Annotated in this window: 21 protein-coding genes and 1 tRNA gene; 10 read left to right on the top strand and 12 right to left on the bottom strand. The window is 72.7% G+C overall.

Annotation, left to right across the window (positions count from 1 at the left end; genetic code table 11):
* The first annotated feature begins 115 nt into the window (after window positions 1-115).
* From galT to galK, 3 genes are read left to right on the top strand one after another with little or no spacing between them, the layout of a single operon-like run.
* Complete coding sequence (gene galT / locus ACFYT4_RS04135; RefSeq protein WP_389265038.1) at window positions 116-1,159, top strand: galactose-1-phosphate uridylyltransferase; 1,044 nt, start codon at window positions 116-118, stop codon at window positions 1,157-1,159.
* Window positions 1,156-2,115: a UDP-glucose 4-epimerase GalE gene (gene galE / locus ACFYT4_RS04130; protein WP_389265036.1), complete on the top strand. Its 960-nt coding sequence runs from the start codon at window positions 1,156-1,158 to the stop codon at window positions 2,113-2,115. The genes galT and galE overlap by 4 nt, the downstream gene beginning before the upstream one ends.
* Entirely contained in the window at window positions 2,115-3,218 is a 1,104-nt protein-coding gene (gene galK, locus ACFYT4_RS04125) for a galactokinase (RefSeq protein ID WP_389265034.1), read from the top strand. Before galE ends, galK begins: the two co-directional genes overlap by 1 nt.
* Window positions 3,219-3,465: 247 nt before the next feature.
* Here the strand turns inward: galK and ACFYT4_RS04120 are convergent, their stop codons facing one another.
* Window positions 3,466-4,290 (bottom strand): hypothetical protein, encoded by an 825-nt coding sequence (locus ACFYT4_RS04120; protein ID WP_389265032.1) that lies wholly within the window; start codon window positions 4,288-4,290, stop codon window positions 3,466-3,468.
* A gap of 251 nt (window positions 4,291-4,541) precedes the next feature.
* Between ACFYT4_RS04120 and ACFYT4_RS04115 the strand changes: the two genes are divergently transcribed.
* Window positions 4,542-5,363, top strand: a complete 822-nt coding sequence (locus ACFYT4_RS04115; protein ID WP_389265031.1) for a LuxR C-terminal-related transcriptional regulator — start codon at window positions 4,542-4,544, stop codon at window positions 5,361-5,363.
* Here the strand turns inward: ACFYT4_RS04115 and tamR are convergent.
* Window positions 5,322-5,819 carry a MarR family transcriptional regulator TamR gene (gene tamR, locus ACFYT4_RS04110; protein WP_389265029.1) on the bottom strand — a complete coding sequence of 166 codons (498 nt, stop codon included), beginning with the start codon at window positions 5,817-5,819 and terminating at the stop codon, window positions 5,322-5,324. The two genes, ACFYT4_RS04115 and tamR, sit on opposite strands and share 42 nt — an antisense overlap.
* A gap of 188 nt (window positions 5,820-6,007) precedes the next feature.
* On the opposite strand from tamR, the gene ACFYT4_RS04105 reads away from it, so the two are divergent.
* A complete protein-coding gene (locus ACFYT4_RS04105) occupies window positions 6,008-6,832 on the top strand; it encodes a trans-aconitate 2-methyltransferase (RefSeq protein WP_389265027.1) in 825 nt (274 codons plus the stop codon).
* Between the two features lie 250 nt (window positions 6,833-7,082).
* On the opposite strand, the gene ACFYT4_RS04100 is transcribed toward ACFYT4_RS04105, so the two are convergent.
* Complete coding sequence (locus tag ACFYT4_RS04100; RefSeq protein ID WP_389265025.1) at window positions 7,083-7,766, bottom strand: TetR family transcriptional regulator; 684 nt, start codon at window positions 7,764-7,766, stop codon at window positions 7,083-7,085.
* Entirely contained in the window at window positions 7,763-8,758 is a 996-nt protein-coding gene (locus ACFYT4_RS04095; RefSeq protein ID WP_389265023.1) for an acyl-CoA desaturase, read from the bottom strand. The genes ACFYT4_RS04100 and ACFYT4_RS04095 overlap by 4 nt, the downstream gene beginning before the upstream one ends.
* Window positions 8,759-8,988: 230 nt before the next feature.
* Between ACFYT4_RS04095 and ppc the strand changes: the two genes are divergently transcribed.
* On the top strand, window positions 8,989-11,730 hold the full coding sequence (gene ppc, locus ACFYT4_RS04090) for a phosphoenolpyruvate carboxylase (protein WP_389265021.1): 2,742 nt from the start codon (window positions 8,989-8,991) through the stop codon (window positions 11,728-11,730).
* Window positions 11,731-12,094: 364 nt separating this feature from the next.
* Here ppc and ACFYT4_RS04085 read toward each other — a convergent pair whose 3' ends face one another.
* The 6 genes from ACFYT4_RS04085 to ACFYT4_RS04060 form a co-directional block, all read right to left on the bottom strand.
* Window positions 12,095-12,565, bottom strand: coding sequence for a hypothetical protein (locus tag ACFYT4_RS04085; protein WP_389265019.1), 471 nt, complete (start codon window positions 12,563-12,565; stop codon window positions 12,095-12,097).
* A 59-nt stretch (window positions 12,566-12,624) separates the two neighbouring features.
* The gene (gene pth, locus ACFYT4_RS04080) at window positions 12,625-13,221 is read right to left on the bottom strand and encodes an aminoacyl-tRNA hydrolase (protein WP_389265018.1); all 597 of its coding nucleotides are present in this window, start codon (window positions 13,219-13,221) and stop codon (window positions 12,625-12,627) included.
* Between the two features lie 160 nt (window positions 13,222-13,381).
* Window positions 13,382-13,981 (bottom strand): 50S ribosomal protein L25/general stress protein Ctc, encoded by a 600-nt coding sequence (locus ACFYT4_RS04075; protein WP_389265016.1) that lies wholly within the window; start codon window positions 13,979-13,981, stop codon window positions 13,382-13,384.
* 666 nt (window positions 13,982-14,647) lie between these two features.
* Window positions 14,648-15,625, bottom strand: a complete 978-nt coding sequence (locus ACFYT4_RS04070) for a ribose-phosphate diphosphokinase (protein ID WP_389265014.1) — start codon at window positions 15,623-15,625, stop codon at window positions 14,648-14,650.
* Window positions 15,626-15,745: 120 nt separating this feature from the next.
* On the bottom strand, window positions 15,746-17,200 hold the full coding sequence (gene glmU, locus ACFYT4_RS04065; RefSeq protein ID WP_389265012.1) for a bifunctional UDP-N-acetylglucosamine diphosphorylase/glucosamine-1-phosphate N-acetyltransferase GlmU: 1,455 nt from the start codon (window positions 17,198-17,200) through the stop codon (window positions 15,746-15,748).
* Window positions 17,201-17,310: 110 nt separating this feature from the next.
* A tRNA-Gln gene (locus ACFYT4_RS04060) sits at window positions 17,311-17,381 on the bottom strand.
* Between the two features lie 361 nt (window positions 17,382-17,742).
* Between ACFYT4_RS04060 and ACFYT4_RS04055 the strand changes: the two genes are divergently transcribed.
* Window positions 17,743-19,062: a sensor histidine kinase gene (locus ACFYT4_RS04055; protein ID WP_389265010.1), complete on the top strand. Its 1,320-nt coding sequence runs from the start codon at window positions 17,743-17,745 to the stop codon at window positions 19,060-19,062.
* A 162-nt stretch (window positions 19,063-19,224) separates the two neighbouring features.
* Here the strand turns inward: ACFYT4_RS04055 and ACFYT4_RS04050 are convergent, their stop codons facing one another.
* Window positions 19,225-19,716 (bottom strand): SUKH-3 domain-containing protein, encoded by a 492-nt coding sequence (locus ACFYT4_RS04050; protein WP_389265008.1) that lies wholly within the window; start codon window positions 19,714-19,716, stop codon window positions 19,225-19,227.
* A 7-nt stretch (window positions 19,717-19,723) separates the two neighbouring features.
* Entirely contained in the window at window positions 19,724-20,239 is a 516-nt protein-coding gene (locus ACFYT4_RS04045) for a YwqJ-related putative deaminase (protein WP_389265007.1), read from the bottom strand.
* Between the two features lie 310 nt (window positions 20,240-20,549).
* On the opposite strand from ACFYT4_RS04045, the gene ACFYT4_RS04040 reads away from it, so the two are divergent.
* From ACFYT4_RS04040 to ACFYT4_RS04030, 3 genes are all read left to right on the top strand, one after another.
* Window positions 20,550-21,560 carry an SMI1/KNR4 family protein gene (locus ACFYT4_RS04040; RefSeq protein WP_389265005.1) on the top strand — a complete coding sequence of 337 codons (1,011 nt, stop codon included), beginning with the start codon at window positions 20,550-20,552 and terminating at the stop codon, window positions 21,558-21,560.
* Between the two features lie 7 nt (window positions 21,561-21,567).
* Complete coding sequence (locus ACFYT4_RS04035; RefSeq protein WP_389265004.1) at window positions 21,568-24,237, top strand: SUKH-4 family immunity protein; 2,670 nt, start codon at window positions 21,568-21,570, stop codon at window positions 24,235-24,237.
* Window positions 24,238-24,737: 500 nt separating this feature from the next.
* Window positions 24,738-25,625 (top strand): cellulose-binding protein, encoded by an 888-nt coding sequence (locus ACFYT4_RS04030; RefSeq protein WP_389265002.1) that lies wholly within the window; start codon window positions 24,738-24,740, stop codon window positions 25,623-25,625.
* Window positions 25,626-25,733: the final 108 nt, after the last annotated feature.

Genomic DNA, 25,733 nt, shown 5'->3' with positions numbered 1-25,733 from the left:
GTTTATAGCGATATATAGAGGCATGCCCGAACAAGCGCACCCCGCCCGTTGACGACGTCTGTTTGATGGTGATTCTTTATGTGCGGTTGTGTGAGAGAGGGTGAGGGAGTCCACCGTGAAGAAGACATCGACCCGGCTCGCCGACGGTCGTGAGCTGCTCTACTACGACTCCCGTCACGACTCCGTGCGCGACGCCGTCGACCGCCGCCCGCCCGGCCCCGTCGCCACCGGCTCCGAGATCCGCCGTGACCCGCTGCTCGGCGACCGTGTGGTCATCGCGTCCCACCGCCAGTCCCGTACGTACCATCCGCCGGCCGACGCGTGCCCGCTCTGCCCCTCCCGCGACGGCCGCCTCAGCGAGATCCCGGCGGCCGACTACGACGTCGTCGTCTTCGAGAACCGCTTCCCCTCCCTCGCCGGAGGCACGGGCCGCTGCGAGGTCGTCTGCTTCACCTCCGACCACCACACGTCCTTCGCCGACCTCGGCGAGGACCGGGCCGCGCTCGTCCTCGACGTCTGGACCGACCGCACCGCCGAACTCGCCGCACGTCCCGAGGCCGAGCAGGTCTTCTGCTTCGAGAACAGGGGCGCGGAGATCGGCGTGACCCTCGGCCATCCGCACGGCCAGATCTACGCCTTCCCCTTCGTCACCCCGCGCACCGCGCTGATGCTCAGCTCCGCCGCCGAACACCGGGCGGCCACCGGCCGCAACCTCTTCGACGACCTCGTCGCGCGCGAACTCGCCGACGGCTCACGCGTCGTCCTCACCGGTCGGGAGTGGGTCGCCTTCGTCCCGTACGCGGCGCACTGGCCGTACGAGGTGCACCTCTACCCCCGCCGGCGCGTCCCCGACCTGCGCGGTCTCGACGACGCCGCACGTGCCGAGTTCCCCCGCGTCTATCTGGAACTCCTCCGGCGCTTCGACCGGATCTTCGGCCGGGACGAACCGCCGACGCCCTATGTCTCGGCCTGGCACCAGGCGCCGCTGCGCGCCGAGGGCCGGGACCGCTTCGGGCTCCATCTGGAGCTTTTCACCATTCGACGGAGTTCCGGCAAGCTGAAGTTCCTCGCCGGCGCCGAGTCCGGTATGAGCGTTTTCATCAACGATGTGCCGCCGGAAGCCGCGGCCCAGCGACTGCGGGAGGCAGCGAGCGCATGAGCAAGTATCTGGTGACGGGCGGGGCGGGGTACATCGGCGGTGTCGTGGGCCGCCGACTGCTGGAGACGGGACATGAGGTCGTCGTGCTCGACAACCTCTCCACCGGGTTCCGCGAAGGCGTCCCGGACGGCGCGGAGTTCATCGAGGGCGACATCCGCGACGCCATCAAGTGGCTGGACGGCTCCTACGACGGAGTGCTCCACTTCGCCGCGTACTCCCAGGTCGGCGAGTCGGTCACCAGACCCGAAAAGTACTGGGACAACAACGTCGGCGGCACGATGGCCCTGCTCGCCGCGATGCGCTCGGCCGGGGTGCGCAGGCTCGTCTTCTCCTCCACGGCCGCGGTGTACGGGGAACCCGCCCGCACCCCCGTCACCGAGTCCGACCCCACCGCCCCCACCAGCCCCTACGGCGCGTCCAAGCTCGCCGTCGACCATATGATCGGCGGCGCGTGCACAGCGCACGGGCTCGCGGCGGTGTCCCTGCGCTACTTCAACGTGGCCGGTGCGTACCGCGGCTCGGGTGAGCGCCATGAGCCCGAGTCCCACCTGGTGCCGCTGCTCCTCGACGTCGCGCTCGGCCGCCGCGCCTCGGTCTCCGTGTACGGGAGCGACTACCCGACCCCGGACGGCACCTGCGTACGCGACTACATCCACGTCGCCGATCTCGCGGAGGCGCATCTGCTCGCGCTGGACGCGGCCCGCGAGGGCGAGCAGCTGATCTGCAACCTCGGCAACGGCAGCGGCTACTCCGTGGCCGAGGTCATCGAGACCGTCCGCGCGGTGACCGGGCATCCCGTGCCGGTCACCGCCGCCCCCCGGCGCGCCGGTGACCCGGCGGTGCTCGTCGCCTCCGCCGCGAAGGCGCGGGAGCTCCTCGGCTGGGCGCCCCGGCGGCCCGCCCTGGCGGGAATCGTCGCGGACGCCTGGGAGTTCGCCCGGACGCGGGAGTCGTGATGGAGGGCGTCTGGGCCGCTCCCGGCCGGGTCAATCTGATCGGTGAGCACACCGACTACAACGACGGCCTCGTCCTGCCCTTCGCGCTGCCGCACACCGTCGTCGTGACGGCCGCGCGCCGGAACGACGGCGTCCTGCGGCTGCGGTCGGCGGACGCACCCGGCGGCGCGGTCGAGCTGCGCGCCGCCGACCTCGCGCCCGGCCACGGCCCGCGCGGCTGGACGGACTACCCGGCGGGCGTCCACTGGGCCCTGAGCACCGCGGGCCACCGGCCCGGCGGCGCCGAGCTCTCCTTCGAGTCGGCCGTACCGGCGGGGGCGGGGCTGTCCTCGTCCGCGGCGCTGGAGGTCGCCACCGCGCTGGCCCTGAGCGATCTGTACGAACTGGGCCTGGAGCGAGACGAACTGGCCCTGCTGTGCCGGCGCGCGGAGAACGAGTACGTCGGCGCGCCCGTCGGCGTCATGGACCAGACGGCATCCGCCTGCTGCACGGCCGGTCATGCGCTGTATCTGGACACCCGCGATCTGTCCCGGCGGCCGATCCCGCTGGACCTCGACTCCCACGGCCTCGCGCTGCTCGTCGTCGACACCCGGGTCGAGCACGCGCACAGCGGAGGCGAGTACGCCGTGCGCCGGGCGGGCTGCGAGGCCGCGGCGGTGGCGCTGAGGGTCCCGGCACTGCGGGACATCGGGCCCGCCGGTCTCCCGGACGCCCTCGAACGCCTCCCGGACCCCCGGGCGCGGGCCCTGGTCCGGCATGTGGTGACGGAGAACGCGCGGGTGGAGCGGGTCGCGACCATGCTCCTGTCCGGCGCACTCCGCGCCGTCGGACCCGTCCTCACCGAGAGCCACGCCTCCCTGCGCGACGACTTCCGGGTCTCCTGCCCCGAACTGGACCTCGTCGTCGAGTCGGCCCTCGCGGCCGGGGCGCTGGGCGCCCGGATGACCGGCGGCGGCTTCGGCGGCTCCGCGATCGTCCTCACGTCCAGTGGCGCGGCGGTCGCGGTCGCGGCGGCGGTGGAATCGGCGTTCGCGTCGGCGTCGTACGAGCCCCCGGTCATCTTCGCGGCGAAGGCGTCGGAAGGGGCGAGACGGCTGTCCTGACCGGCGGGGGCCGACCACGGGCTGTGCCGACCGGTGCCTGTGCTGACGGGCGGGTCGACCGGTGCCTGTGCTGACGGGCGGGTCGACCGGTGCCTGTCCTGACCGGCCCGGACGACCGGCCCGGACGACCGGCCCGGACGACCGGCCCGGTCGACCGCCGGCCCCGGCTTGCCCGGCCCGGACAGCCGGTGCCGGACGGTTGTCGGCCGTCTGTGACACGTACGCCCCGGGGACCCGCGCCGACCCGTCAGGAACCGTCGCCGGGGGAGCGGGCCCCGAGCGCCGGGCCCGCGATGCGGAGCATCGTGGAGACGTGCAGCTCCGCCTGGGTGGCCACCGGGAGCCAGCGGGGGGAGAAGGCGGTCGCGAGCTCCCGGGACCAGGCGGCCAGCAGGGCGTCCAGAGCGGCGAGGGCGGGCTCGGGGGCGTTGAGGGTCAGCGCGCGGCGGGACATCGCCGCCGCGCGCAGGGTGATCCGGCGGGCCGCGATACCCAGGGAGGCACGGTTGCCCGCGGTCGTCCCCATGACGGCCGTGGCCGCGTGGGGCGGGCCCAGGGAGCGCCAGGTGGCGGCGATGGCGGGGCAGACGTCCAGCAGTTCGCGGGCGGCGGCGGCCAGGGGGGAGGCCGCCGCGCCGGGGCCCTCGGGCAGCAGGCCGCCGAGCGCCTTCTCCACCTGATCGGCACGGTCGAGGAGCAGTTCGCCCGCCGCGGCGACCTCCCGCCCGGGATCGGCCACGGGCCGCGGGTCGCTCACGGCGCCCGCGGCCCACATGGGGGCCTCGGCGACGACGGACACCGTGCCGTGGCGCATGGCGTACATCCAGGTCGCCTGGGCCGAGAAGCCGCCCGGGTCCCGCTCGCTGGTGCCGCTGCCCTCGGGCAGGAGCAGCACCCCGGGGGAGTCCGCGATCCAGTCCACCCCGTCGTACGGGCGGAACTCCAGGGGGACGTCCAGGGCGGCGGCGGCCCGCCGGCGGTGCGGACGCGCCGTACCGCCGTCCGCCTCCGAGCGGCGCGCCGGGCGGCCGGTCCGGTGCCGGAACAGGCCCGTGGCGTGGGTTTTCGCCACACCGGACGCATACGGCCCACCATGAACACGCCGGGACCACCAGTTCTGCAAATACACTTCCCCTCCCGCCGCCCCGCCGTACTCTGATGCTCAACGCCGGTGGGGGCCGGTGTTGATCAGGGGGCGAGACAGCCGGGTACGACGCCCGGGGTGGGGTATCAGTGACAGCGCGGCGGCGGCCGGGCGACCGCTGGCGCACCCGTCCGGGCGGCGTGCCCGCGCCGAGCCGTCCTCCGACACAGGGGGTGTCTGTGGTCCGTATCCGGGTCCTGGTGGTGGACGACCACCGAATCTTCGCAGAGTCACTGGCTGCCGCTCTCGCGGCCGAGCCGGATGTCGATGTCGCCGCCGCGGGCAGCGGTCCCGCAGCGCTGCGGTGCCTGGAGCGGGCGGCGGCCGAGGGCCGCGGCTTCGACGTCATGCTCGTGGACGCCGATCTCGGCACGGGAATCGTCCAGGGCACGGGCCTCGCGGCCGCGCAGGCCGCCCACGCCCCGGCGCAGGGGTCGCGCGCGCCGGTCGCCCGTGCCGTCGCCGACGACGGCGAGGACGGTCTGGTCGACGGCATCTCGCTCGTCTCGGGGGTGCGTTCCGGCCAGCCCACCGTCCGCAGTGTCGTACTCGCGGAGAAGGACGACCCCCGCCGGGCCGCCCTCGCGCTCCAGGCGGGGGCCTCCGGCTGGGTCGCCAAGGACTGCTCGCTCCAGCGGCTGCTCGCGGTCATCCGAGGCGTACTGCGGGACGAGACGCATCTGCCGCCCGCGCTGCTCACCGGTGTGCTGCGCGAGCTGACCGCCGCCCGCAAGCACCGCACGGAGAGCGAGCGGCTGGTCGAGTCGCTCACCCCGCGCGAGCGGGAGGTCCTGCGGTGCATGGTCGCGGGCCTGGGGCGCAAGGCCGTCGCCGAGCGTCTCTTCCTGTCGCCGCACACCGTCCGGACGCATATGCAGAACGTGCTGGGCAAGCTCGGCGTCCACTCCACCCTCGCCGCGGTGGCGCTCGCGCGCAGGGCGGGCGTGGGCCCGGTGGACCTAGCCGGGGATGTTGTCGAACGGGGCGGTCAGCTGGCGTAGCAGCGCGGCCAGCTCCGCCCGCTGGGCCCGGGACAGTTCGGCGAGGATCGCGCGCTCCTGGGCGAGCAGCCCGGCGAGCGCCTGGTCCGCCCGGTCCCGGCCCTCGGCGGTGAGCCGTACGAGCACACCGCGCCGGTCGCTGGGGTCGGGCAGCCGCTCCACCAGGTTCTTTTTGGCCAGGCGGTCGATGCGGTTGGTCATCGTGCCGGAGGTCACCAGCGTCTGGGTGAGCAGCTGTCCGGGGGAGAGCTGATACGGCGCTCCCGCGCGCCGCAGCGAGGTGAGAACGTCGAATTCCCACGGTTCGAGCTGATGCTCGGAGAAGGCCAGCCGCCGTGCCCGGTCCAGATGACGGGCCAGCCTGGAGACGCGGCTGAGCACCTCAAGCGGTTCCACGTCGAGGTCAGGGCGCTCGCGGCGCCACGCTGCGACCAGTCGATCGACCTCGTCCTCCATGACGATCAGTGTAGATGGTCCCTCGATATGAAGTCTCTTGACATCAAGAGACCTTCTGGTGGACCGTGGAGCCGGCAGGGCGGACCCCGGTCGGGCCACCGTTCCGTTTCGGTCACCCGCTCCGTCAGCCGTCCGTTCCTCCAGCCGTCCGTTCCTTCGGCCATTCATTCCGTCAAGGGATCTTGAGCATGCCTTCCGAACCGATCTGGGATCCGCATCAGTACCTCCGGCACTCCGGACACCGCACCCGCCCGTTCCTGGACCTCCTCGCCCGGGTCCCCGAGCTGCCCGGGGGAGACGGCGCGCCCGTCCGGATCGCCGACCTCGGCTGCGGCGCCGGCAACGTCACCGCGCTGCTGGCCCGGCGCTGGCCCCGCGCGCACATCACCGGCTTCGACAACTCGCCCGAGATGCTCGCCCTCGCCACGAAGGACCACGCGGGCGCGACGCCGGGCGGCGGCCTGCTCGACTTCCGGCCCGCCGACGCGGCGCACTGGACCCCGGACGAGCCCTACGACCTGATCGTCTCCAACGCCGCGCTCCAGTGGGTGCCCGACCACGCCGACTCCTTCGGCCGCTGGATCGGCGGTCTCACCCCCGGCGGCGCCTTCGCCTTCCAGGTGCCCGGCAACGCGGGCGCCCCCAGTCACACCCTCCTCGCCGGGCTGTGCGGGCGCGATCCGTGGCGCGTACGCCTCTCCGGCCGGGGGCTCGGCTCCGTCTTCGTCCTCGATCCGGCGGACTATCTCGCCCGCCTGGTGGACCTCGGCTGTGAGACGGACGCGTGGGAGACGACGTACGCCCAGCTCCTCACGGGCGACGACCCGGTCCTCGACTGGATCAAGGGCACCACCCTGCGGCCGGTCCTCACCGAGCTGGCGGACGACGAGAGCGGGCTGACCGCGTTCCTCGGCGAGTACCGCGCGCTGCTGCGGGAGGCGTATCCGGCGGGCCCGCACGGCACGGTCTTCCCCTTCCGCCGGATCTTCGCCGTCGCGGCGAAGGCCCGGTGAGACGGCCACCGCCGTTTCCCCCGTGCCGCCCCGGCCGGCCATCGCCGGGAGTTCCCCGGAGGCCCGTAGCGCCACGCGCCGCCGGACAGCGCTGACGCCCGCTGTGTCCGGCCGTAGTCGGACGGCGGGCGTCGCATGATGCCGGGCACGGGGGCGGGGCGTGGCACGGGGCCTGGGGGCCGGGGCCCACCCCGTACGCGCCGACAGGCTGTCCGTACGGCACACCGTCCGTACGGCACGCGGTACGGAATCAGTTCTTGCGGTGGCCCATCAGCCGCGGCTTCGGCTCCAGGCCGTCCAGGCCGTGCCACGCCAGATTCACCAGATGCGCCGCCACCTCCGCCTTCTTCGGGCGGCGCGCGTCCAGCCACCACTGGCCGGTCAGCGCGACCATCCCGACCAGTGCCTGCGCGTACAGCGGTGCCAGCTTGGGATCGAAGCCGCGGGCCTTGAACTCCATGCCGAGAATGTCCTCGACCTGGGTCGCGATATCGCTGATCAGCGAGGCGAAGGTGCCCGTCGACTGGGCCACGGGCGAGTCCCGGACCAGAATCCGGAAGCCGTCCGTATAGGTCTCGATGTAGTCGAGAAGGGCAAACGCCGCCTGTTCCAGCAGCTCACGCGGGTGCCCGGCGGTCAGCGCGCCCGTCACCATGTCCAGCAGCTGGCGCATCTCACGGTCGACCACCACCGCGTACAGGCCCTCCTTGCCGCCGAAGTGCTCGTAGACCACCGGCTTGGAAACACCCGCCTTCGCGGCGATCTCCTCCACCGAGGTGCCCTCGAAGCCCTTGTCGGCGAAGAGCGCGCGGCCGATGTCCAGCAGCTGTTCGCGGCGCTCCGCACCGGTCATCCGCACCCGGCGCGTGCGCCGTCCTGATGACCGGTTCCTGTCCGTACCACTACTGCCGTCGGTCGCCACGTCCTCCATCATGCCGTGTCGGGAGCTTCGGTGTTCCTTCGGGAGGAGATCCGGGAGGCCGTCGGCCAGCGCACGTCATAGGCCCACCCGAGCCGCTCGAACCAGCGGATCAGCCGGGCGCTGGAGTCCACCTGACCGCGCAGAACACCGTGCCGGGCGGACGTCGGATCGGCGTGGTGGAGGTTGTGCCAGGACTCGCCGCAGGACAGGACCGCGAGCCACCAGACATTGCCGGAACGATCACGTGATTTGAACGGGCGCTTGCCGACCGCGTGGCAGATCGAGTTGATCGACCAGGTCACATGGTGGAGCAGCGCGACCCGGACCAGCGAGCCCCAGAAGAACGCGGTGAACGCGCCCCACCACGACATCGTCACCAGACCGCCGACGAGCGGGGGGATGCCCAGCGACACCACGGTGTAGAAGACGAAGTGGCGGGAAATGCGGCGGATGGCCGGATCCTTGATCAGATCCGGGGCGTACTTCTGCTGCGGGGTCTGTTCCTCGTCGAACATCCAGCCGATGTGCGCCCACCACAGGCCCTTCAGCAGCGCGGGCACGGTCTCCCCGAACCGCCACGGGGAGTGCGGATCGCCCTCGGCGTCCGAGAACTTGTGGTGCTTGCGGTGGTCCGCGACCCAGCGCACCAGCGGGCCCTCGACCGCCAGCGAGCCCGCGACCGCGAGAGCGATCCGCAGCGGGCGCCTGGCCTTGAACGCGCCGTGCGTGAAGTAGCGGTGGAAGCCGACCGTGATGCCGTGGCAGCCGATGAAGTACATCGCGGCCATCAGACCGAGGTCGAGCCAGCTCACTCCCCGGCCCCAGGCCAGCGGCACCGCCGCCAGCACGGCCAGGAAGGGAACCGTGATGAAGAGCAGCAGGGTGATCTGCTCGATCGACCGCTTGCTGTCCCCGCCGAGCGTGGCGGACGGGAGGGCGGCGGCCGGCTCCGGGTCGGCGGGAGCCTCCGGGACGTCGTCGAGCAGGTCGGGGCTTGTCGTCATGGATGGTCCCCTGGGGGGTGAGAGGCGGGGGGTGAGAGATACGTGGAAGGGCCGTGCTACGGGTGCGTAACCTACGGCAACGTAAGTATGGCAGTGCGCAGCCTGGCGGCAAGAGCCCCTGCGGACGGCGCCCGGCGGACGGACACCTATCCTGGGTCGTGTCGGACAGCGCGGTCCGCAGCCTCCAGTACCCCTCCAGACGTGCTCAAACACTGCAAGGAGCCGCACCTGTGAGCAGTGCCGACCAGACACCCACGGCCAGCGCCGAACTCCGTGCCGACATCCGCCGACTGGGCGACCTCCTCGGCGAGACGATCGTCCGCCAGGAGGGTCCCGACCTGCTCGACCTCGTCGAGCGCGTCCGCGCCCTGACCCGCAGCGACGGCGAGGCAGCGGCGCAGCTGCTGGGCGACACCGACCTGGAGACCGCGGCCAAGCTGGTACGCGCGTTCTCCACCTACTTCCATCTGGCCAATGTCACCGAGCAGGTGCACCGGGGCCATGAGATGCGCGAGCGGCGCGCCGCCGAGGGCGGCCTGCTGGCCCGTACCGCGGACCGGCTCAAGGACGCCGACCCCGAGCATCTGCGCGAGACCGTGAAGAACCTGAACGTCCGCCCGGTCTTCACCGCGCACCCCACCGAGGCCGCCCGCCGGTCGGTGCTGAACAAGCTGCGCCGCATCGCCGGGCTGCTGGAGCGGGACGCGGCCCGGGGCGCGGGCCCCGCCGACCGGCGCCGCTGCGATCTGCGGCTCGCCGAGAACATCGACCTCATCTGGCAGACCGACGAACTCCGCGTCGTACGCCCCGAGCCCGCCGACGAGGCGCGCAACGCGATCTACTACCTCGACGAGCTGCACGCCAATGCCGTCGGCGACGTTCTGGAGGACCTCGCCGCCGAACTGGAGCGCATCGGCGTCGAGCTGCCCCCCGGCACCCGTCCGCTGACCTTCGGCACCTGGATCGGCGGCGACCGCGACGGCAACCCGAATGTCACCCCCAAGGTGACCTGGGACGTCCTGATCCTCCAGCACGAGCACGGCATCACCGACGCGCTCGACCTCGTCGACTCCCTGCGCGGACTGCTCTCCAACTCCATCCGCTACACCGGGGCGACCGAGGAACTCCTCGACTCCCTCCAGACGGACCTGGAGCGGCTGCCGGAGATCAGCCCCCGCTACAAGCGGCTCAACGCGGAGGAGCCGTACCGCCTCAAGGCCACCTGCGTCCGGCAGAAGCTCGTCAACACCCGCGACCGCCTGGCCAGGGCGTCCGCGCACGAACCGGGCCGCGACTACCTCGGCACCGCCGAGCTGCTCGCCGACCTGACCCTGATCCAGACCTCCCTGCGCGCGCACCGCGGCGGGCTTTTCGCCGACGGCCATCTGGACCGTACGATCCGCACGCTCGCCGCCTTCGGCATCCAGCTCGCCACGATGGACGTCCGCGAGCACGCGGACGCCCACCACCACGCCCTCGGTCAGTTGTTCGACCGGCTCGGCGAGGAGTCCTGGCGGTACGCGGACATGCCCCGCGAGTACCGGCAGAAGCTGCTCGCGAAGGAGCTGCGCTCCCGCCGGCCCCTCGCGCCCACCCCGGCGCCGCTGGACGCGGCGGGTGAGAAGACCCTGGGTGTCTTCCACACGGTCCGGGCGGCGTTCGAGCGCTTCGGGCCCGAGGTCATCGAGTCGTACATCATCTCCATGTGCCAGGGCGCCGACGACGTCTTCGCGGCGGCCGTGCTCGCGCGCGAGGCCGGGCTGCTCGACCTCCACGGCGGCTGGGCGAAGATCGGCATCGTGCCGCTCCTGGAGACCACGGACGAGCTGCGCGCGGCGGACGTCATCCTCGACGACATGCTCTCCGACCCCTCCTACCGGCGGCTCGTCTCACTGCGCGGCGACGTCCAGGAGGTCATGCTCGGCTACTCGGACTCGTCGAAGTTCGGCGGCATCACCACCTCGCAGTGGGAGATCCACCGGGCGCAGCGGCGGCTGCGTGACGTGGCCCACCGCCACGGCGTACGGCTGCGTCTCTTCCACGGCCGCGGCGGCACGGTCGGCCGGGGCGGCGGCCCCTCCGCCGAGGCGATCCTCGCGCAGCCGTGGGGCACGCTGGAGGGCGAGATCAAGGTGACCGAGCAGGGCGAGGTCATCTCCGACAAGTATCTGATCCCCTCCCTCGCCCGGGAGAACCTGGAGCTGACGGTCGCGGCCACCCTCCAGGCGTCCGCCCTGCACACCGCGCCCCGCCAGTCGGACGAGTCGCTGGCGCGCTGGGACGCGGCGATGGACACGGTCTCGGACGCGGCGCACGCGGCCTACCGCCGGCTGGTGGAGGACCCGGACCTGCCCGCGTACTTCTTCGCCTCCACGCCCGTGGACCAGCTCGCCGAACTCCACCTCGGCTCCCGCCCGTCCCGCCGCCCGGACTCCGGCGCCGGGCTCGACGGGCTGCGGGCCATCCCGTGGGTCTTCGGCTGGACGCAGTCCCGGCAGATCGTGCCGGGGTGGTACGGGGTGGGCTCGGGTCTCAAGGCGCTGCGGGAGGCAGGGCTGGACACCGTGCTGGACGAGATGCACGAGCGGTGGCACTTCTTCCGCAACTTCCTCGCGAATGTCGAGATGACCCTCGCGAAGACCGATCTGCGGATCGCCCGGCACTATGTGGACACGCTGGTGCCCGACGACCTGAAGCACGTCTTCGCCGCGATCGAGGCGGAGCACGAGCTGACGGTCGCCGAGGTCCTGAAGATCACGGGCGGGCAGCGGCTGCTCGACTCCAACCCGGTCCTCCAGCAGACGTTCGCGATCCGGGACGCCTATCTGGACCCGATCTCCTACCTCCAGGTCTCGCTCCTGGCCCGCCAGCGCCGCGCCGCGGAGCACGGCGAGGAGGCGGACCCGCTGCTGTCCCGGGCACTGCTGCTGACGGTGAACGGGGTCGCGGCGGGCCTGCGCAACACGGGCTGACCCGTCGGGGGCCCCGCCCGTCTCCGGGCAGGGGCCCCTGCCCTGTGGACGGCAGGCCGGCCCCCTGGGTCCCCAGGTAACCGGACGGACCGCTGCCCGGCGTGCGACGAGCGCGCCGGGCAGCGGTGTGTCCGGATACCTGCGCGGTGGGCGGACGATCCGGACGCGGCGAGCAAGGCCGGGCGCATGGGGAGCGGGCCCACCGGGACCGGAGCCCCCGTCTTCTGGCGACACGGGCCGGACCAGGACCGGGACGGGTCGGGGCGTCGACCGGGACCGGACCCCAGGGCGGGCCGGACCGAGCCGGCCGGAGGGCGCGAGCCCGCCGCAGGCTCGCGGGCCCGGATCGGGCGGCGGGGGGGGCTCAGAGGGTGAAGAAGGCGGCCAGGAGCAGCGCGCCGCCCGCCGCCGCGGTCGCCCAGGCGAACCGGGGCAGTCCGACTCCGCCGCCGATGATCAGGGCCGCCAGGACCAGGGCCCCGCCCAGGGGGAGCCAGGCGTGGAAGGCGCCGCCCGCGCCGGTGCGGACCACTTCCGAGGTGCCGGGCTTCACCACCACGTCCAGGGTGGCGCCCTTCTTCACCGCGACCGAGTTCTCGATCGTCATGTCCGTGCGGGGCGGGGGCGCGCCCTCGGGGTCGTACCGGCCCGTGCAGGTCTTCGCACCGCAGGCGGAGACGGTGATCGTGCCGTGTTCACGGCCCTTCGCCAGCAGGATGTGCTGTGCCGTACCCCATGAGGCCCAGAATCCGGCCGCCAGCAGCAGGACGGCGACAGCGCCCATCACGGCCCGGCGGCCGTGCAGCAGCGCGCGCCGGGAGGTACTCCGCTTCATGGGGCGCGATCCTTGAGTATGTGACCGCGCTCAGTCAACCTTGGGCAATGGGGGACGTGTCAGGAGTTGTACGTACTCTGCGCGCGCTCCAGGCCCTCGCTCACCAGGCACTCCACGGCGTCCGCGGCGCGGTCCGTGAAGTAGTCCAGTTCCTTGCGCTCGGTGGCGGAGAAGTCCTTGAGCACGAAGTCCGCGACCTGCATCCGGCCGGGCGGGCGGCCGATGCCGAACCGTACCCGGTGGTAGTCGGGGCCCATCGCCTTCGTCATCGACTTCAGACCGTTGTGACCGTTGTCACCACCGCCGAGCTTCAGCCGGAGCGTGCCGTAGTCGATGTCCAGCTCGTCGTGGATCGCGACGATGTTCGCCGTCGGGATCTTGTAGAAGTCACGGAGCCCGGTGACCGGCCCGCCGGAGAGGTTCATGTACGACATGGGCTTGGCCAGCACCACCCGCCGGCTCGCCGGCCCGGGGGCGCCGATCCGGCCCTCCAGGATCTGGGCCTGCGCCTTCTGCGCCCGTTTGAAGGTGCCGCCGATCCGTCGCGCGAGCAGGTCGGCGACCATGAAGCCGACGTTGTGCCGGTTCGCGGCGTATCCCGGGCCCGGATTGCCGAGGCCCACGATCAGCCAGGGGGCGTTCGCGTCGGTCGTCATCTGCGCGTCTCCATCAAAAAAGCCGGCTGCTGAAGAAGAGGGCGTCCCCGGGGCGGGGGGCCGGGCCCGGGGGACTCTCCGGGCGCGGGTGGCGGGCACGCGGCCCGGGCGAGCACGAGAGCGGGCCACCGCGGAAGCGCGATGGCCCGCTCTCCGGGGCTCACGCCTCCGCGGGCGCCTCGCCCTCGGCGGTCTCGCCCTCGGCCGCGGGCTCCTCGGCCTGCGCGGCCAGGATCTGGAGGACGACGGTGTCCTCGTCGACGGCCAGCGTCGAACCGGCCGGCAGCGGGATGTCCTTCGCCAGCACGGAGGCACCGGCCTCCAGCCCGGCGATCGAGACCGTGACGGCCTCCGGGATGTGGGTGGCCTCGGCCTCGACCGGCAGGGTGTTGAGCACGTGCTCCAGCAGGAAGTTGCCCGGCGCGAGCTCGCCCTCGGTCTGGACGGGGATCTCGACGGTGACCTTCTCGCCGCGCTTGACCAGCAGCAGGTCGACGTGCTCCAGGAGGCCCCTCAGCGGGTCGCGCTGGACGGCCTTCGGGATCGCCAGCTCGGGGGAGCGGCCCTCGATGTCCAGGGAGATCAGCACGTTCGGCGTGCGCAGGGCGAGCAGCAGCTCGTGGCCCGGCAGCGTGACGTGGACCGGGTCGGTGCCGTGGCCGTACAGAACGCCGGGAACCTGGTTGGCGCGGCGGACGCGACGGGCAGCGCCCTTGCCGAACTCGGTACGGATGCCGGCGGTGAGCTTCACCTCGGACATGTGCACTCCTCGTATGACAGACGTGTGACGGATGGATCGAGTGGTCACCCGGCCATGAACGGCCTGCTACGCCTGCTACGAAGAGCGCGTCGATAACGGACCGCCGCACCTGCAGTGCGGCCTCCCTCGCCGAGCAACCCCGACAGTCTACGCAAGTCCGTGTCCGCCGACCCAATCGATCATGGGTCCCCAGCAGCACCGCGACCCCGGCGCCGGACCGGAGAGGCGCCAACGGTGCCAACGGCGGGGGTGGCGGACGACCCGGGGAAGCGTCGGGGACGAGCCGGGGACCAGCCCCGTGCGGGCCCTGGACAGACCGCAGGGCCGCAGCCTCCGAAACCGAAGACCGCGGCCCTGTCTCAGTGGGCCCGGCGAGTGAGCCGAAGGGGTGCGTCATGGTCTGGAAGGAGAACGCGCGCAGGCCGCGAGGAACGAGCGGTCGAGGGGGGCGGGGGACGAGACCCGTGCGGGCCCGGACAGACGTCAGGGCCGCGGCTCCCGGGGGAGACCGCGACCCGTCCGCCGAGGGTGCCCGGCGAGTGAGCCGAAGGGGTGCGTCATGGTCTGGAAGGAGAACGCGCGCAGGCCGCGAGGAACGAGCGGTCGAGCACGATCGACTGAAGACCAGGACTGAAGCACCCCGGAGGCGAACCGAGCCTCAATAGATCAAGCCTGCTCCTCGAAGAGGCTCGTCACCGAACCGTCCTCGAACACCTCGCGCACCGCGCGCGCGATCGTCGGCGCCATCGACAGCACCGTGATCTTGTCCAGCTCCAGATCGCTCGGGTCGGGCAGGGTGTTGGTGAACACGAACTCGCTCACCTTGGAATTCTTCAGCCGGTCCGCCGCCGGGCCGGAGAGCACGCCGTGCGTGGCCGTCACGATGACGTCCTCCGCGCCGTTGGCGAACAGCGCGTCCGCCGCGGCGCAGATCGTGCCACCGGTGTCGATCATGTCGTCGACGAGTACACAGACCCGGCCCGCGACATTGCCGACCACCTCATGGACGGTCACCTGGTTGGCGACGTCCTTGTCACGGCGCTTGTGGACGATCGCCAGCGGTGCGCCGAGCCGGTCGCACCAGCGGTCGGCGACCCGGACGCGGCCGGCGTCCGGGGAGACGACGGTGAGCTTGGCGGGGTCGACCTTGGCGGCGACGTAGTCCGCGAGGATCGGCAGGGCGAAGAGGTGGTCCACCGGGCCGTCGAAGAAGCCCTGGATCTGGTCGGTGTGCAGATCCACGGTGAGGATCCGGTCCGCGCCGGCCGTTTTCATCAGATCGGCGATGAGCCGGGCCGAGATCGGCTCACGGCCGCGGTGCTTCTTGTCCTGGCGGGCGTACCCGTAGAACGGAACGATGACGGTGACGCTCCGGGCGGATGCTCGCTTCAGAGCGTCGATCATGATCAACTGCTCCATGATCCACTTGTTGATGGGAGCCGTGTGGCTCTGCATCAGGAAGCAGTCGGCACCGCGGGCGGATTCCTGGAAACGGACGTAAATCTCGCCGTTCGCGAAGTCGAAGGCCTTGGTCGGCACCAGGCCGACACCCAGTTGATGTGCGACTTCCTCGGCCAGCTCGGGGTGGGCGCGGCCGGAGAAGAGCATGAGCTTCTTCTCGCCGGTCGTCTTGATCCCGGTCACAGCACTGTCTCCTCAGAGGGTGTTCTCTGGCCGCGGGGCAGCACAGGGCGTGCGGACGCGAGCCAGCCGAATGTGTGTGCACGTATCACGGTACGCCGAGTTCGGCGCACCTGTTTCCGGTCAGTTGTCGTCGCCGGACTTCTCCGTGGCTGCCGCCGCGGCCTGCGCGGCAGCGCTGCCGGGCCGCTTACGGGCCACCCAACCCTCGATATTCCGCTGCTGGCCACGGGCCACGGCCAGCGAACCGGCCGGTACGTCCTTGGTGATGACGGACCCCGCGGCGGTGTAGGCACCGTCCCCGACCGTGACGGGTGCCACAAACATGTTGTCCGAGCCCGTCTTGCAGTGTGAGCCGATCGTCGTGTGGTGCTTGGCCTCGCCGTCGTAGTTCACAAAGACGCTGGCCGCACCGATGTTCGAGTACTCGCCGATCGTCGCGTCGCCGACATAGGACAGATGAGGCACCTTGGTGCCCTCGCCGATCGACGCGTTCTTCATCTCGACATACGTCCCCGCCTTGGACTTCGGGCCCAGCCGGGTGCCCGGGCGCAGGTAGGCGTACGGGCCGACGGCCGCGCCCTCGCCGATCTCGGCACCGTCGGCGACGGAGTTGTCCACCCGCGCCCCGGCGCCGACGGCTGTGTCCTTCAGCCGTGTGTTGGGACCCACTTCGGCGCCTTCGCCGAGATGGGTGGCCCCCAGGAGCTGGCTGCCGGGGTGGATGATCGCATCTGGCTCAAAAGTGACGGTGACATCGACAAGAACGGACGTGGGATCCACCACGGTGACCCCAGCCATCATCGCCTGCTCCAGCAGGCGCGCGTTGAGGAGCCGGCCCGCCTCGGCGAGCTGTACGCGGTTGTTGATGCCGAGGATCTCGCGGTGGTCGTCCGCGACGCACGCGCCGACCCGGTGACCTGCCTCACGCAGGATGCCGAGGACATCGGTGAGGTACTCCTCGCCCTGGCTGTTGTCCGTACGGACCTTGCCGAGCGCGTCCGCCAGGAGCCGGCCGTCGAAGGCGAAGACCCCGGAGTTGATCTCCCGGATCGCACGCTGGGCGTCGGTGGCGTCCTTGTGCTCGACGATCGCGGTCACCGCGCCGCTGGCGGCGTCCCGCACGATACGGCCGTAGCCGGTCGAGTCGGGGACCTCGGCGGTCAGGACCGTGACGGCGTTGCCGTCGGCGGAGTGCGTGGCGGCCAGCGCGGTGAGCGTCACGCCGGACAGCAGGGGGGTGTCACCGCAGACGACGACGACCGTGCCGTCGAGCGCGCCGCCCGGCGCCAGCTCCTCCAGTCCCGTGCGGACGGCGTGACCGGTGCCGTTCTGCTCGGCCTGGTAGGCGGTGCGGGTACCGGCGTACCGCTCGGCGAGATGCCCCTCGACCCGCTCGTTCGCATGGCCGACGACGACGACGAGATGCTCGGGGTCCAGCTCGCGCGCGGCGCTGACGACATGTCCGACGAGTGATCGCCCGCACAGTTCGTGCAGGACCTTGGGTGTCTTCGACTTCATGCGGGTGCCCTCACCCGCTGCGAGGACGACGACGGCTGCCGGGCGAATGGCGCTCACGGGTATGCCCTTCGGCTTCGAGTGGTGGACATCCGAAGGATACCGGTGGGTTTCACCAGTGAAATGGGGACGGGTCCCGACCCCACAGGTCAGGACCCGCCCTCACCACGCTCCCAGGGAAGGAATCGAACCCTCATTCAATGGACCAAAACCATTTGTCCTGCCATTAGACGACCTGGGAAGGCGTGCCCCGCTGCGGTGATGACGTGCCGTTTCGCGTGGCCGACATCACCAGGGCAGCCCCTACTATGCCGTACCGCCCGCCTCCGCCGCGACGGTAGTCCGCCAACGGCCGCGGGGGGCGGGTCACCGGGGGTGTCCGGGGTCGCCCGGAGGCGCCCGGAGAGGTGCCCGGGGGCCCGAAGCGCCACGGCGTACGCGGTGGGCACGCGGTGGCGTACGCCTGGGGTGCCGGACGGCCGCGGGCCGGGCGCGAGGGCCCCCTCCAGGCGGCCGTGCGCCGGGCACGCGGCGGCCACCGACGGCCCACTCCCCGAAAACTGCCGGGAGAATACGTCACGTCCGCCCGTAGGGTGGACTGCATGACCACAACGGGGGCACAGCAGGACGCCACGGGCACGACCACCCGTGCCTGGCTGTGGTGGGGACGGCGGCGGAGCGTCGCGCTGGACGCAGGGCTCGGCGTCGTCTCCGCCTTCGAGTGCGCCCTGGAGGGCGCACGATTCGCGGAGAGAGCCGCGTTTCCCCTCCCCATCGGGGTGCTGTTCGGGCTGATCGCCGGATCCGTGCTCGTCCTGCGGCGGCGCTCGCCGATCGCCGTGGTGCTCGTCGCGATCGCGGTCACACCCGCCGAGATGGGCTATCTGCTGGGCTTCGTCGGCCTGTACACGCTCGCCGCGTCCGAGGTGCCGCGCCGCATCATCGGCACGCTGTCGTGCATGTCGCTGGTGGCCACGTTCATCGTGGTCTCCCTCCAGTTCCGCCAGGACGTGCGGAACTCCGACTTCGAGGACCCCGGCGCCTGGTACATCCCGCTGATGTCCAGCTTCGTTGCCATCGGCCTGATCCTGCCGCCCCTTCTCTTCGGCCTCTACGTAGGGGCCAGGCGGCGGCTGATGGAGAGCCTGCGGGAGCGCGCCGACAGCCTCGAACAGGAGCTGTCCCTCCTCGCCGACCGGGCCGAGCAGCGGGCCCAGTGGGCGCGTACGGAGGAGAGGACCCGGATCGCCCGGGAGATGCACGACGTCGTGGCCCACCGCGTGAGCCTGATGGTCGTCCACGCGGCGGCGCTCCAGGCGGTCGCGCTGAAGGACCCCCAGAAGGCGGTGAAGAACGCGGCGCTCGTGGGGGACATGGGCCGCCAGGCCCTCACCGAGCTGCGCGAGATGCTCGGCGTCCTGCGCACGGGCGACGGCGAGCAGCCCCGGATCACGCCGGTGCCGCTGGCCGCGGTCGGGGCGGCGGCGGCCGCGGCTGCCGCCGCCGCGGCGGAGGACGGGCCCAGCATCGCCGATGTGGAGGACCTCGTCGGGCAGTCCCGCCAGGCCGGGATGGTCGTGGAGCTCGCCGTCCAGGGAGAGGTACGGGCGTACACGCCGGAGGTCGAGCAGACGGCCTACCGCGTCGTCCAGGAGGCCCTCACCAATGTCCACAAGCACGCGGCGGGCGCCAAGGTGATGGTCCGGCTCGCGCACCGGGCGGCCGAGATCGCCATGCAGATCGAGAACGGCGCGCCGGAAGCGGCCGGCTCGGCGCCGGACGCGGACCTGCCGAGCGGGGGCAACGGGCTGATCGGCATGCGGGAGCGGGTGCTGGGGCTGGGGGGCGTGTTCGTGTCCGGCCCCACGGACGCGGGGGGCTTCCGCGTGTCGGCGGTGCTTCCGTGCGGTTCGGCGGGGTAGGTCTTTTCCGCGCTTGTCCGTGACCGCGGTTTGCCTGGCCGCGCTTGGTCCGTGACCGCGCTTTGTCCGTGAACGCACCCCGGGTGCCCCTGGGTCCTCAATCGCCGGACGGGCTGGTTGGGTCGGCCTTGCCTTGTCCGTGGCCGCGCCCCGGGGCCAGGGTCAGGAAAGGGTGAGGCGCTTGGGCTGCAAGCCCATGAGGAGCGTGGAGAGCGCGCGGTCGATGTCCGCGCCCACGTACCAGTCCCCCGTGTGATCCACACTGAACACCCGCCCGTCGATGTCGATCGCGAGGACCGCCTGATCCTCCCCCTCCATCCCCAGCGGAGCGACCTCCGTGTCCAGGGCCCGCCCCAGATCCGCGAGCGTGCGCGCGAGATGCAGGCCCGCGAGCGGATCCACCCGTACCAGCGGCGGCGCCGTCTGCCGCCCCGGACCGAGCGCCGCGATCCGCAGGCCGCCGAACTCCGCCCACGCCTCCACGGCCGCCGGGAACACCGTATGGCGGTGCCCCGCCGGGGACTCGTACGCGCGCAGGGAGTCGGCCCAGTGCTCGGCCAGCTTGATGTCCCAGCGGCCGGGCTGCCAGCCCGCCTCCCGCAGCGCGGCGTCGACGCCGACCGGGAACCGGGTCGTACTGAGGTTTTCGGGCATAGGGGGTTCAGCCGTTCTCGGGGGCGGTGGGGTCCACGGCTCGTACCCCGAAGTGGTCGAGCATCGCCGTACAGGAACGGCAGGGCGGCGCGTAACCGCCGTGCAGCGGATCGCCGTCCTCCCGGATCCTGCGCGCCGTCAGCTTCGCCTGCTTCAGCGCGCGTTTCGCCTCGCCGAACGTCAGCGGCTTGCGCTGCGCCCGCTTGGAGCGCTTGCCGTCCACCGCCGTCAGATGGCGCGACAGCAGGATCGCCTCCGGGCAGCGCCCGGTGAAGCGCTCGCGCTGACCGCTGGTGAGGGTGTCGAGGAAGTCCTGGACGAGCGGGTGGAGCACGGGCGGTTGGTCGCCCTTCCCGGCGGTGGACGTGAGCGTTTCGCCGCGTACGGAGAGTGCCGCCGCGACGGTGGGCAGGATGCCGTCGCGCCGGTGGTTCAGCGCAGGCGCGGGCGACTCCTCGTCGCTGCTCCAGCTGAGACGAGGATCACCCGTGTTGCTCTTTGTACTTGGTTGCGCTGTGTGCATGGTGCGGTCGTCCCCTCCGGTGCACTCCCCCCGAGTTGCGAACAGCCTGCCAAACGCGGTGCTGCGTGGGGAAGCTGGGTCGCGGAAACATGCTTCCCCGTCGGCGTTCGGTCACTCGGTTGTGACACTTCGTAACGACCGGGAACGCCCGGCGGCAGCGGTACGAGGGGCCCGCGACGGGCGGTCGAGTCGGGCCCGGAACGGGCGGGAAGCGGCCGGGCGGGGACTGCCGCAGCGGCCCGGGCGCCCCCTGTCGCCCCACCGCATAGGCTGTCCCGAACAGCCAGTAGCCAGCAGGGGGCAGATCGCCATGACGACAGATCGGCAAGGGCTGGGGGCACCACCACCCGGCCCCCGGGGACACGTCGCGCCACCGAACGCGGCCTACGCCGGTCAGGTCGTGAACTTCCCGGATCCGGTACGGGCCGCCCGCCACCCCGTGGGCGTGCGCGTGGACGACGACGGGTACCCGGACTTCTCGGTGTACGCGCGTGCCGCCGCCGAGATCGACGAGCCCCCGACGGGCTTCGGCATCGACGAACTGCGCCTGACGGACTACGTGTCCGCGAACGCCGCGCTCCACGCCGACGGCCACCACCTCTGGGACACGGTCTCCCCGGTCGCCACCCCGCACGGCTGGACCTGGCACCACGTCCGCGGCACCCGCCGGCTCGAACTGATCCCGGTCGAGGTCAAGGCCCTGCTCCGGCACCACGGCGGGCTCACGACCACCGACGTCGACCAGTCCAAGCGCGGCACCCGCCCCCTCCAGGAGACCCGGCCCGCGCACTTCGGGCTGCCCAAGAGCGCGGTCTCCGTCAGCGAGCAGCAACTGCTCGGTGTGGAGGAGGACCTCGGCTACCGGCTGCCCGGCGCGTACCGCACCTTCCTCAAGGCCGCCGGCGGCTGCGCCCCGGTCGGCGCCGCGCTCGACGCGGAGCTGGGGCTGCTGGTGGACCAGCCGTTCCTCACGGTGCGGGACGAGGCCGCGGTCAACGACCTGGTGTACGTCAACAAGTGCCTGCGGGACCATCTGACCAAGGACTACCTGGGCATCGCGTTCGTCCAGGGCGGCATCCTGGCCGTGAAGGTGCGGGGTTCGGCGATCGGCTCGGTCTGGTTCTGCCCGTACGACGATGCACGCGATCAGGACGGCTGGCACGTGCAGGAGCGTGTGGACCGGCTGCTGCTGCCCTGCGGCGACGACTTCGACGGCTTCCTCCAGCGGCTCGCGGGCAATCCGCCGGAGCTGGAGACCGTCGCGAACCTGATGGTGGACGGCGGCTTCGCGCGTGCCGTCCCGGTTTCGGACGAGGGGTGACGCTCCGATGGTGACCTTCGCGCAGGCGCAGGAGCGCGCGGAAGAGTGGGTCAACGGCGATGTGCCCGCCTACCAGCACCGTGAGGTGCGGGTGCGGGAGTTCGATCTCGGCTTCGTCGTCTGGGCGGAGGACCGCGAGGGCGCCCGTTCCGACGGTGGTGCCCAGCGGCTGGTGATCGCCCGCGACAGCGGTGACGCGACGCTCTGGCCGGGACTGCCCGTGGGCGAGGTCATCCGGCGGTACGAGGAGGAGTACGCCTCCGCCGCGGCGGCCCCGGTCGCCTCCGGCCCGCCGAAGCGGATCGATCTCAACCAGACGTCCTTCCTGATCACTCCGCCGGAGTGGCTCCAGGAGGCGGCCGACAGAATGGGCACGCAGGGCGGGCTGCCGTCCTCCGGTGCGGACACCGGTACCGGGACTCCCGTCCCCTCTGCCCCGTCTGTCCCTTCCGTACCCGCCGACGCTTCCGGTTCCGCCTCCGGCGCCTTCCCGGCGGGCGGCCCGGCCTCCGGTGGTTCGCCCGCCGCCGGTCCGTCCGCCTCCCGGGGCGGGACCGCGTGGCCCGACGCGCGCGGCGGCGCCCGCGAGCCCGTGCCCTCGGACGCGCCTGGGTCCGGCGCGGCGCCCGCCGACCGGGTCCCCTCCGGCCAGGGCCCTTCCGACCGGGTGCCCCCGGTCGCCCCGGGCCCCTCGGACACGCCCCCCGGGTCCCGTACGCCCTGGAACGACACCAGCGCGGTGGGCCCGGACGACGCGTCCGTACCGCTGCCGGACACCGTGTTCGCACCGCCGATCTCCGGCTCGGACCGGGAGGACGCCCCGCCCGTGGTGGGCGCGGACGCCCCCACCGCGCTGATGTCGGGCGGCAGCGCGCTGCCGCCGACCGCGGTCTCCCCGACGCTCGACCCCACGCCGGGCCGGGCTCCCGCCGGCCCCGGCGCCGCCGCCGGTTCTCCGCCCGTGCCGGGTGACACACCCGCGAGGCCGGGCGCGACCCCCTCCGTGCCGCCCGGGGCCGCCGACATCGCGGACGCGGCGACGAGCAAGGCGCAGGCAACGCCGAGGGGTGCGCGCGGCCCGCGCGGCGGCGGCTCGACGACCCCGCCGCCGCCCGGTGCTCCCGGTACGCCGGGGGTACGTCCGGGGGCGACGCCCCCGCCGTCGGGTCCGGGTACCCCGGGAGCGCCGGCGGCGGGATATCTGCCGACACAGCTCGTCTCCCAGCTCGGTTCCGGCGGCCCGCAGCCGCCCGGTCCGCCCGGTCCTCCGGGTGCGCCCGGCGGGTCCTCCGGTGCCACCCCGCCGCCCCCGGGCCCCCCCGCGCCTCCGGGTCCGCCCGGCTCCACGCCTCCGCCCCCTCCGGGAGGCGGTGTCCATCACGCGGCGACGATGCTGGCGGGCCCCAACCCCCTGGGACCTCCCGCGCCTCCGGGTCCGCCCGGCTCCACGCCTCCGCCCCCTCCGGGAGGCGGTGTCCATCACGCGGCGACGATGCTGGCCGGTCCCAACCCCCTGGGCCCCGGCGGCCCGCAGCCGCCCGGTCCGCCCGGTCCTCCGGGTGCGCCCGGCGGGTCCTCCGGTGCCACCCCGCCGCCCCCGGGACCCCCCGGTCCTCCCGGGCCCCCCGGTCCGCCGGGAATGCCGAACACCTCCCAGGGCGCCCCGCCTCCCGCGTACGGCTATCCCCAGCAGCCGACCGGAACCCCGACCGTCGGACCCGGGTACCAGGCCGTGCTGCGCTACCGCGCGCCCGACGGCTCCGAGGCGCAGCTGATCCGCCGTTCCGCGCCGGGCACCCCGCACCCGGAGTGGCAGATCCTGCACGAGCTGCGCGCCATGAACGTGCCGCCGCAGCAGGTGCTGGAGCTGCACACCGAGCTGGAGTCGTGCGAGCTGCCCGGTGGCTACTGCGCCCGGATGATCCGGGAGACCTGGCCGCAGGCGCGGATCACCAATATCGCCCCGTACGGCAGGGACCACGCCAGCCGCCAGCAGGGCATGCGCCAACTGATCACCCACCAGGGTGAGTTGCACCAGGTGGCGGACGGCCCGGCGCGCCCCGCGCCGGTACGGGCACCGCTGCCGCAGGTCCAGCCGGCGCCGCCCGTCCCGCCGCAGGCGGTGGCGCAGGAGCTGCTGGGCGCGTTCGGGCCGCAGGGAATCTGCCGGTTCGACCAGCGCGCGGTGGCGCGTCAGGGAGTGCCGGACGTCGTGGCCGCGACCCTGGTGTTCGCGGGGCTGCCGGGCGACTTCAACCCGTTCTTCTGGGCGCAGCCCGCCCAGCCGGTCATCCCGACGCTGGCCGAACTGGCCGCGCAGCGCCAGGTGCAGGCGGCGGCCGACGCCGGTTCGTATCTGGTGATCGGCAGCGACTTCGGCCGTGCGATCTGTGTGCAGTACGGCACGGCGAACATCGTCGCCGTCCCGGTGGAGGCCGGTCCGGGCGGCCGGCCGTCGGGGCCGCAGTTCGTGAACACGGGGCTGCCCGAGTTCGTCCGCTGCATGGCGCTGCTCGGCCGGATGTGGCGGCTGCGCTACGGGCTCAACCCGGAGCAGGCGGGCCGCTGGACGGTGGACTTCCAGTCCTATCTGGCCGCGCTCGACCCGGCGGCGCTGGCGTCGCCGGAGGGCTGGTGGTCGGTCCTGCTCGAACAGATGTGGGACGGCCTGCTGTAGTTGTGCCGAGGCGCCCGGACCGCACCGAGGTCCGGGCGCCTTGTCCATCCCGCCCGTGCATCGCGTTCGTGCATCGCGCGTGCATATCGCGCCCGTACACCGTGCCCGCGCATCGCGTCCGGCGCCTGGTCCGCGACCCGGCCCGGCGGAGCGCCCGCCTGCCCGCCCGGGAGCCGGCAGCCGTATCCCCGCGACTCCGCACCCCCGGGATTCCGTATCTCCGCGACTCCGCGACTCCGCGACTCCGCGACTCCGCGCCCCCGTGAGTCCGCGTCTCTGCGGGTCCGCCCGCCCGGGAATCCATGAGTCCCCGTCCCCGCGCATCCGTGTCCGCGTGGTCCGGCCACCCATGAATCCGCGCATTGTCCCGCAGACTGCCCCGCAGAGTGTCGCGTTTTGAACGCTTCGCTTCGATCCTGGATGATATGCGCACTATCGCGTCATGTGCTCTGGGTGCCGCGGTGGTCCGCTGTGTCGTGGGGGGCCGGAAGGGATCGCAAATGAGTACCGCTGCAGTGCCGCCTCACGGCTTCGACGTCGTACGCCGCGGCTACCGCCCCGAACAGGCCGACGCGTACGTCACCTCCCTCTCCCAGGAGCGCGACGCGTCCTGGGAGCGCGCCGCGCGGCTGACCGTTCTCGCCAAGCAGATGGAGACCGAGGCGGCCCGGCTGCGGGAGACCGTGGCCTCGCTCGCCCCGCAGACGTACGAGTCGCTCGGCGTGCGCGCCCGGCAGCTCCTCGCGCTGGCGGAGGAGGAGGCCGCCGCGCTGCGCGAGTCCGCCCGCGACGGCGCGCAGGCGGCGCTGGACTCCGCCTCCGCCGACGCCCGAGCCGTCGGCGACCGGGCCCGGGGGAACGCCGACGCCGTACGGTCGGCGGCCGAGGAGCACGCCCGGCAGCTCCTCTCCGCGGCCCGCACCACCGCCGGTGAACACGTGACGGCCGCCCGCGGTGAGGCGGCGGGACTGCGCGACGACGCGATGACCGCCTGGCAGGACATGCGCCGGCGCGCCGAGGACATGCTCGCCGGGCTGGAGTCCGGGCAGGCCGAGCGCTGGGAGTCGGCGGAACGCGAGTTCGCCGGCCGCCTCACCGCCCTGGACGCCCGGCACGCCGAGCTGACCGCCCGCGCCGAATCCGTACGGGCCGAGGCCGAACGCTCCCTCGCCGAGGCCCAGGAGTACGACCGCCACACCCAGGAGGACGCGGAGGCCCGCGCGGCGGAGCTGCTCACCGCGGCCCGTACGGCCGCGGAGCGCACCGCCCGTGAGACGGACCGGATCCTGCGGGAGCACGAGGAGTCGCACGAGGAGATGCAGGCGCACATGACCCACATCCGCAACAGCCTGGCCTCGCTGACGGGCCGGGCGCCCGCGGACGGTTAGGCCGTTATCTCCTCCCGCGCCCCCGAGCGGCACGTCTCCTCCCGCGCCCCCGAGCGGCACGTCTCCTCCCGCTCCACCGGGCTCGGCACGTCTCCTCCCGCCCCCCGG

Source organism: Streptomyces sp. NPDC004609, from assembly GCF_042873655.1.
Lineage (GTDB): Bacteria > Actinomycetota > Actinomycetes > Streptomycetales > Streptomycetaceae > Streptomyces.
Note: the sequence above shows the minus strand (reverse complement) of the source record. Positions and strands in the feature narration are given on the sequence as shown.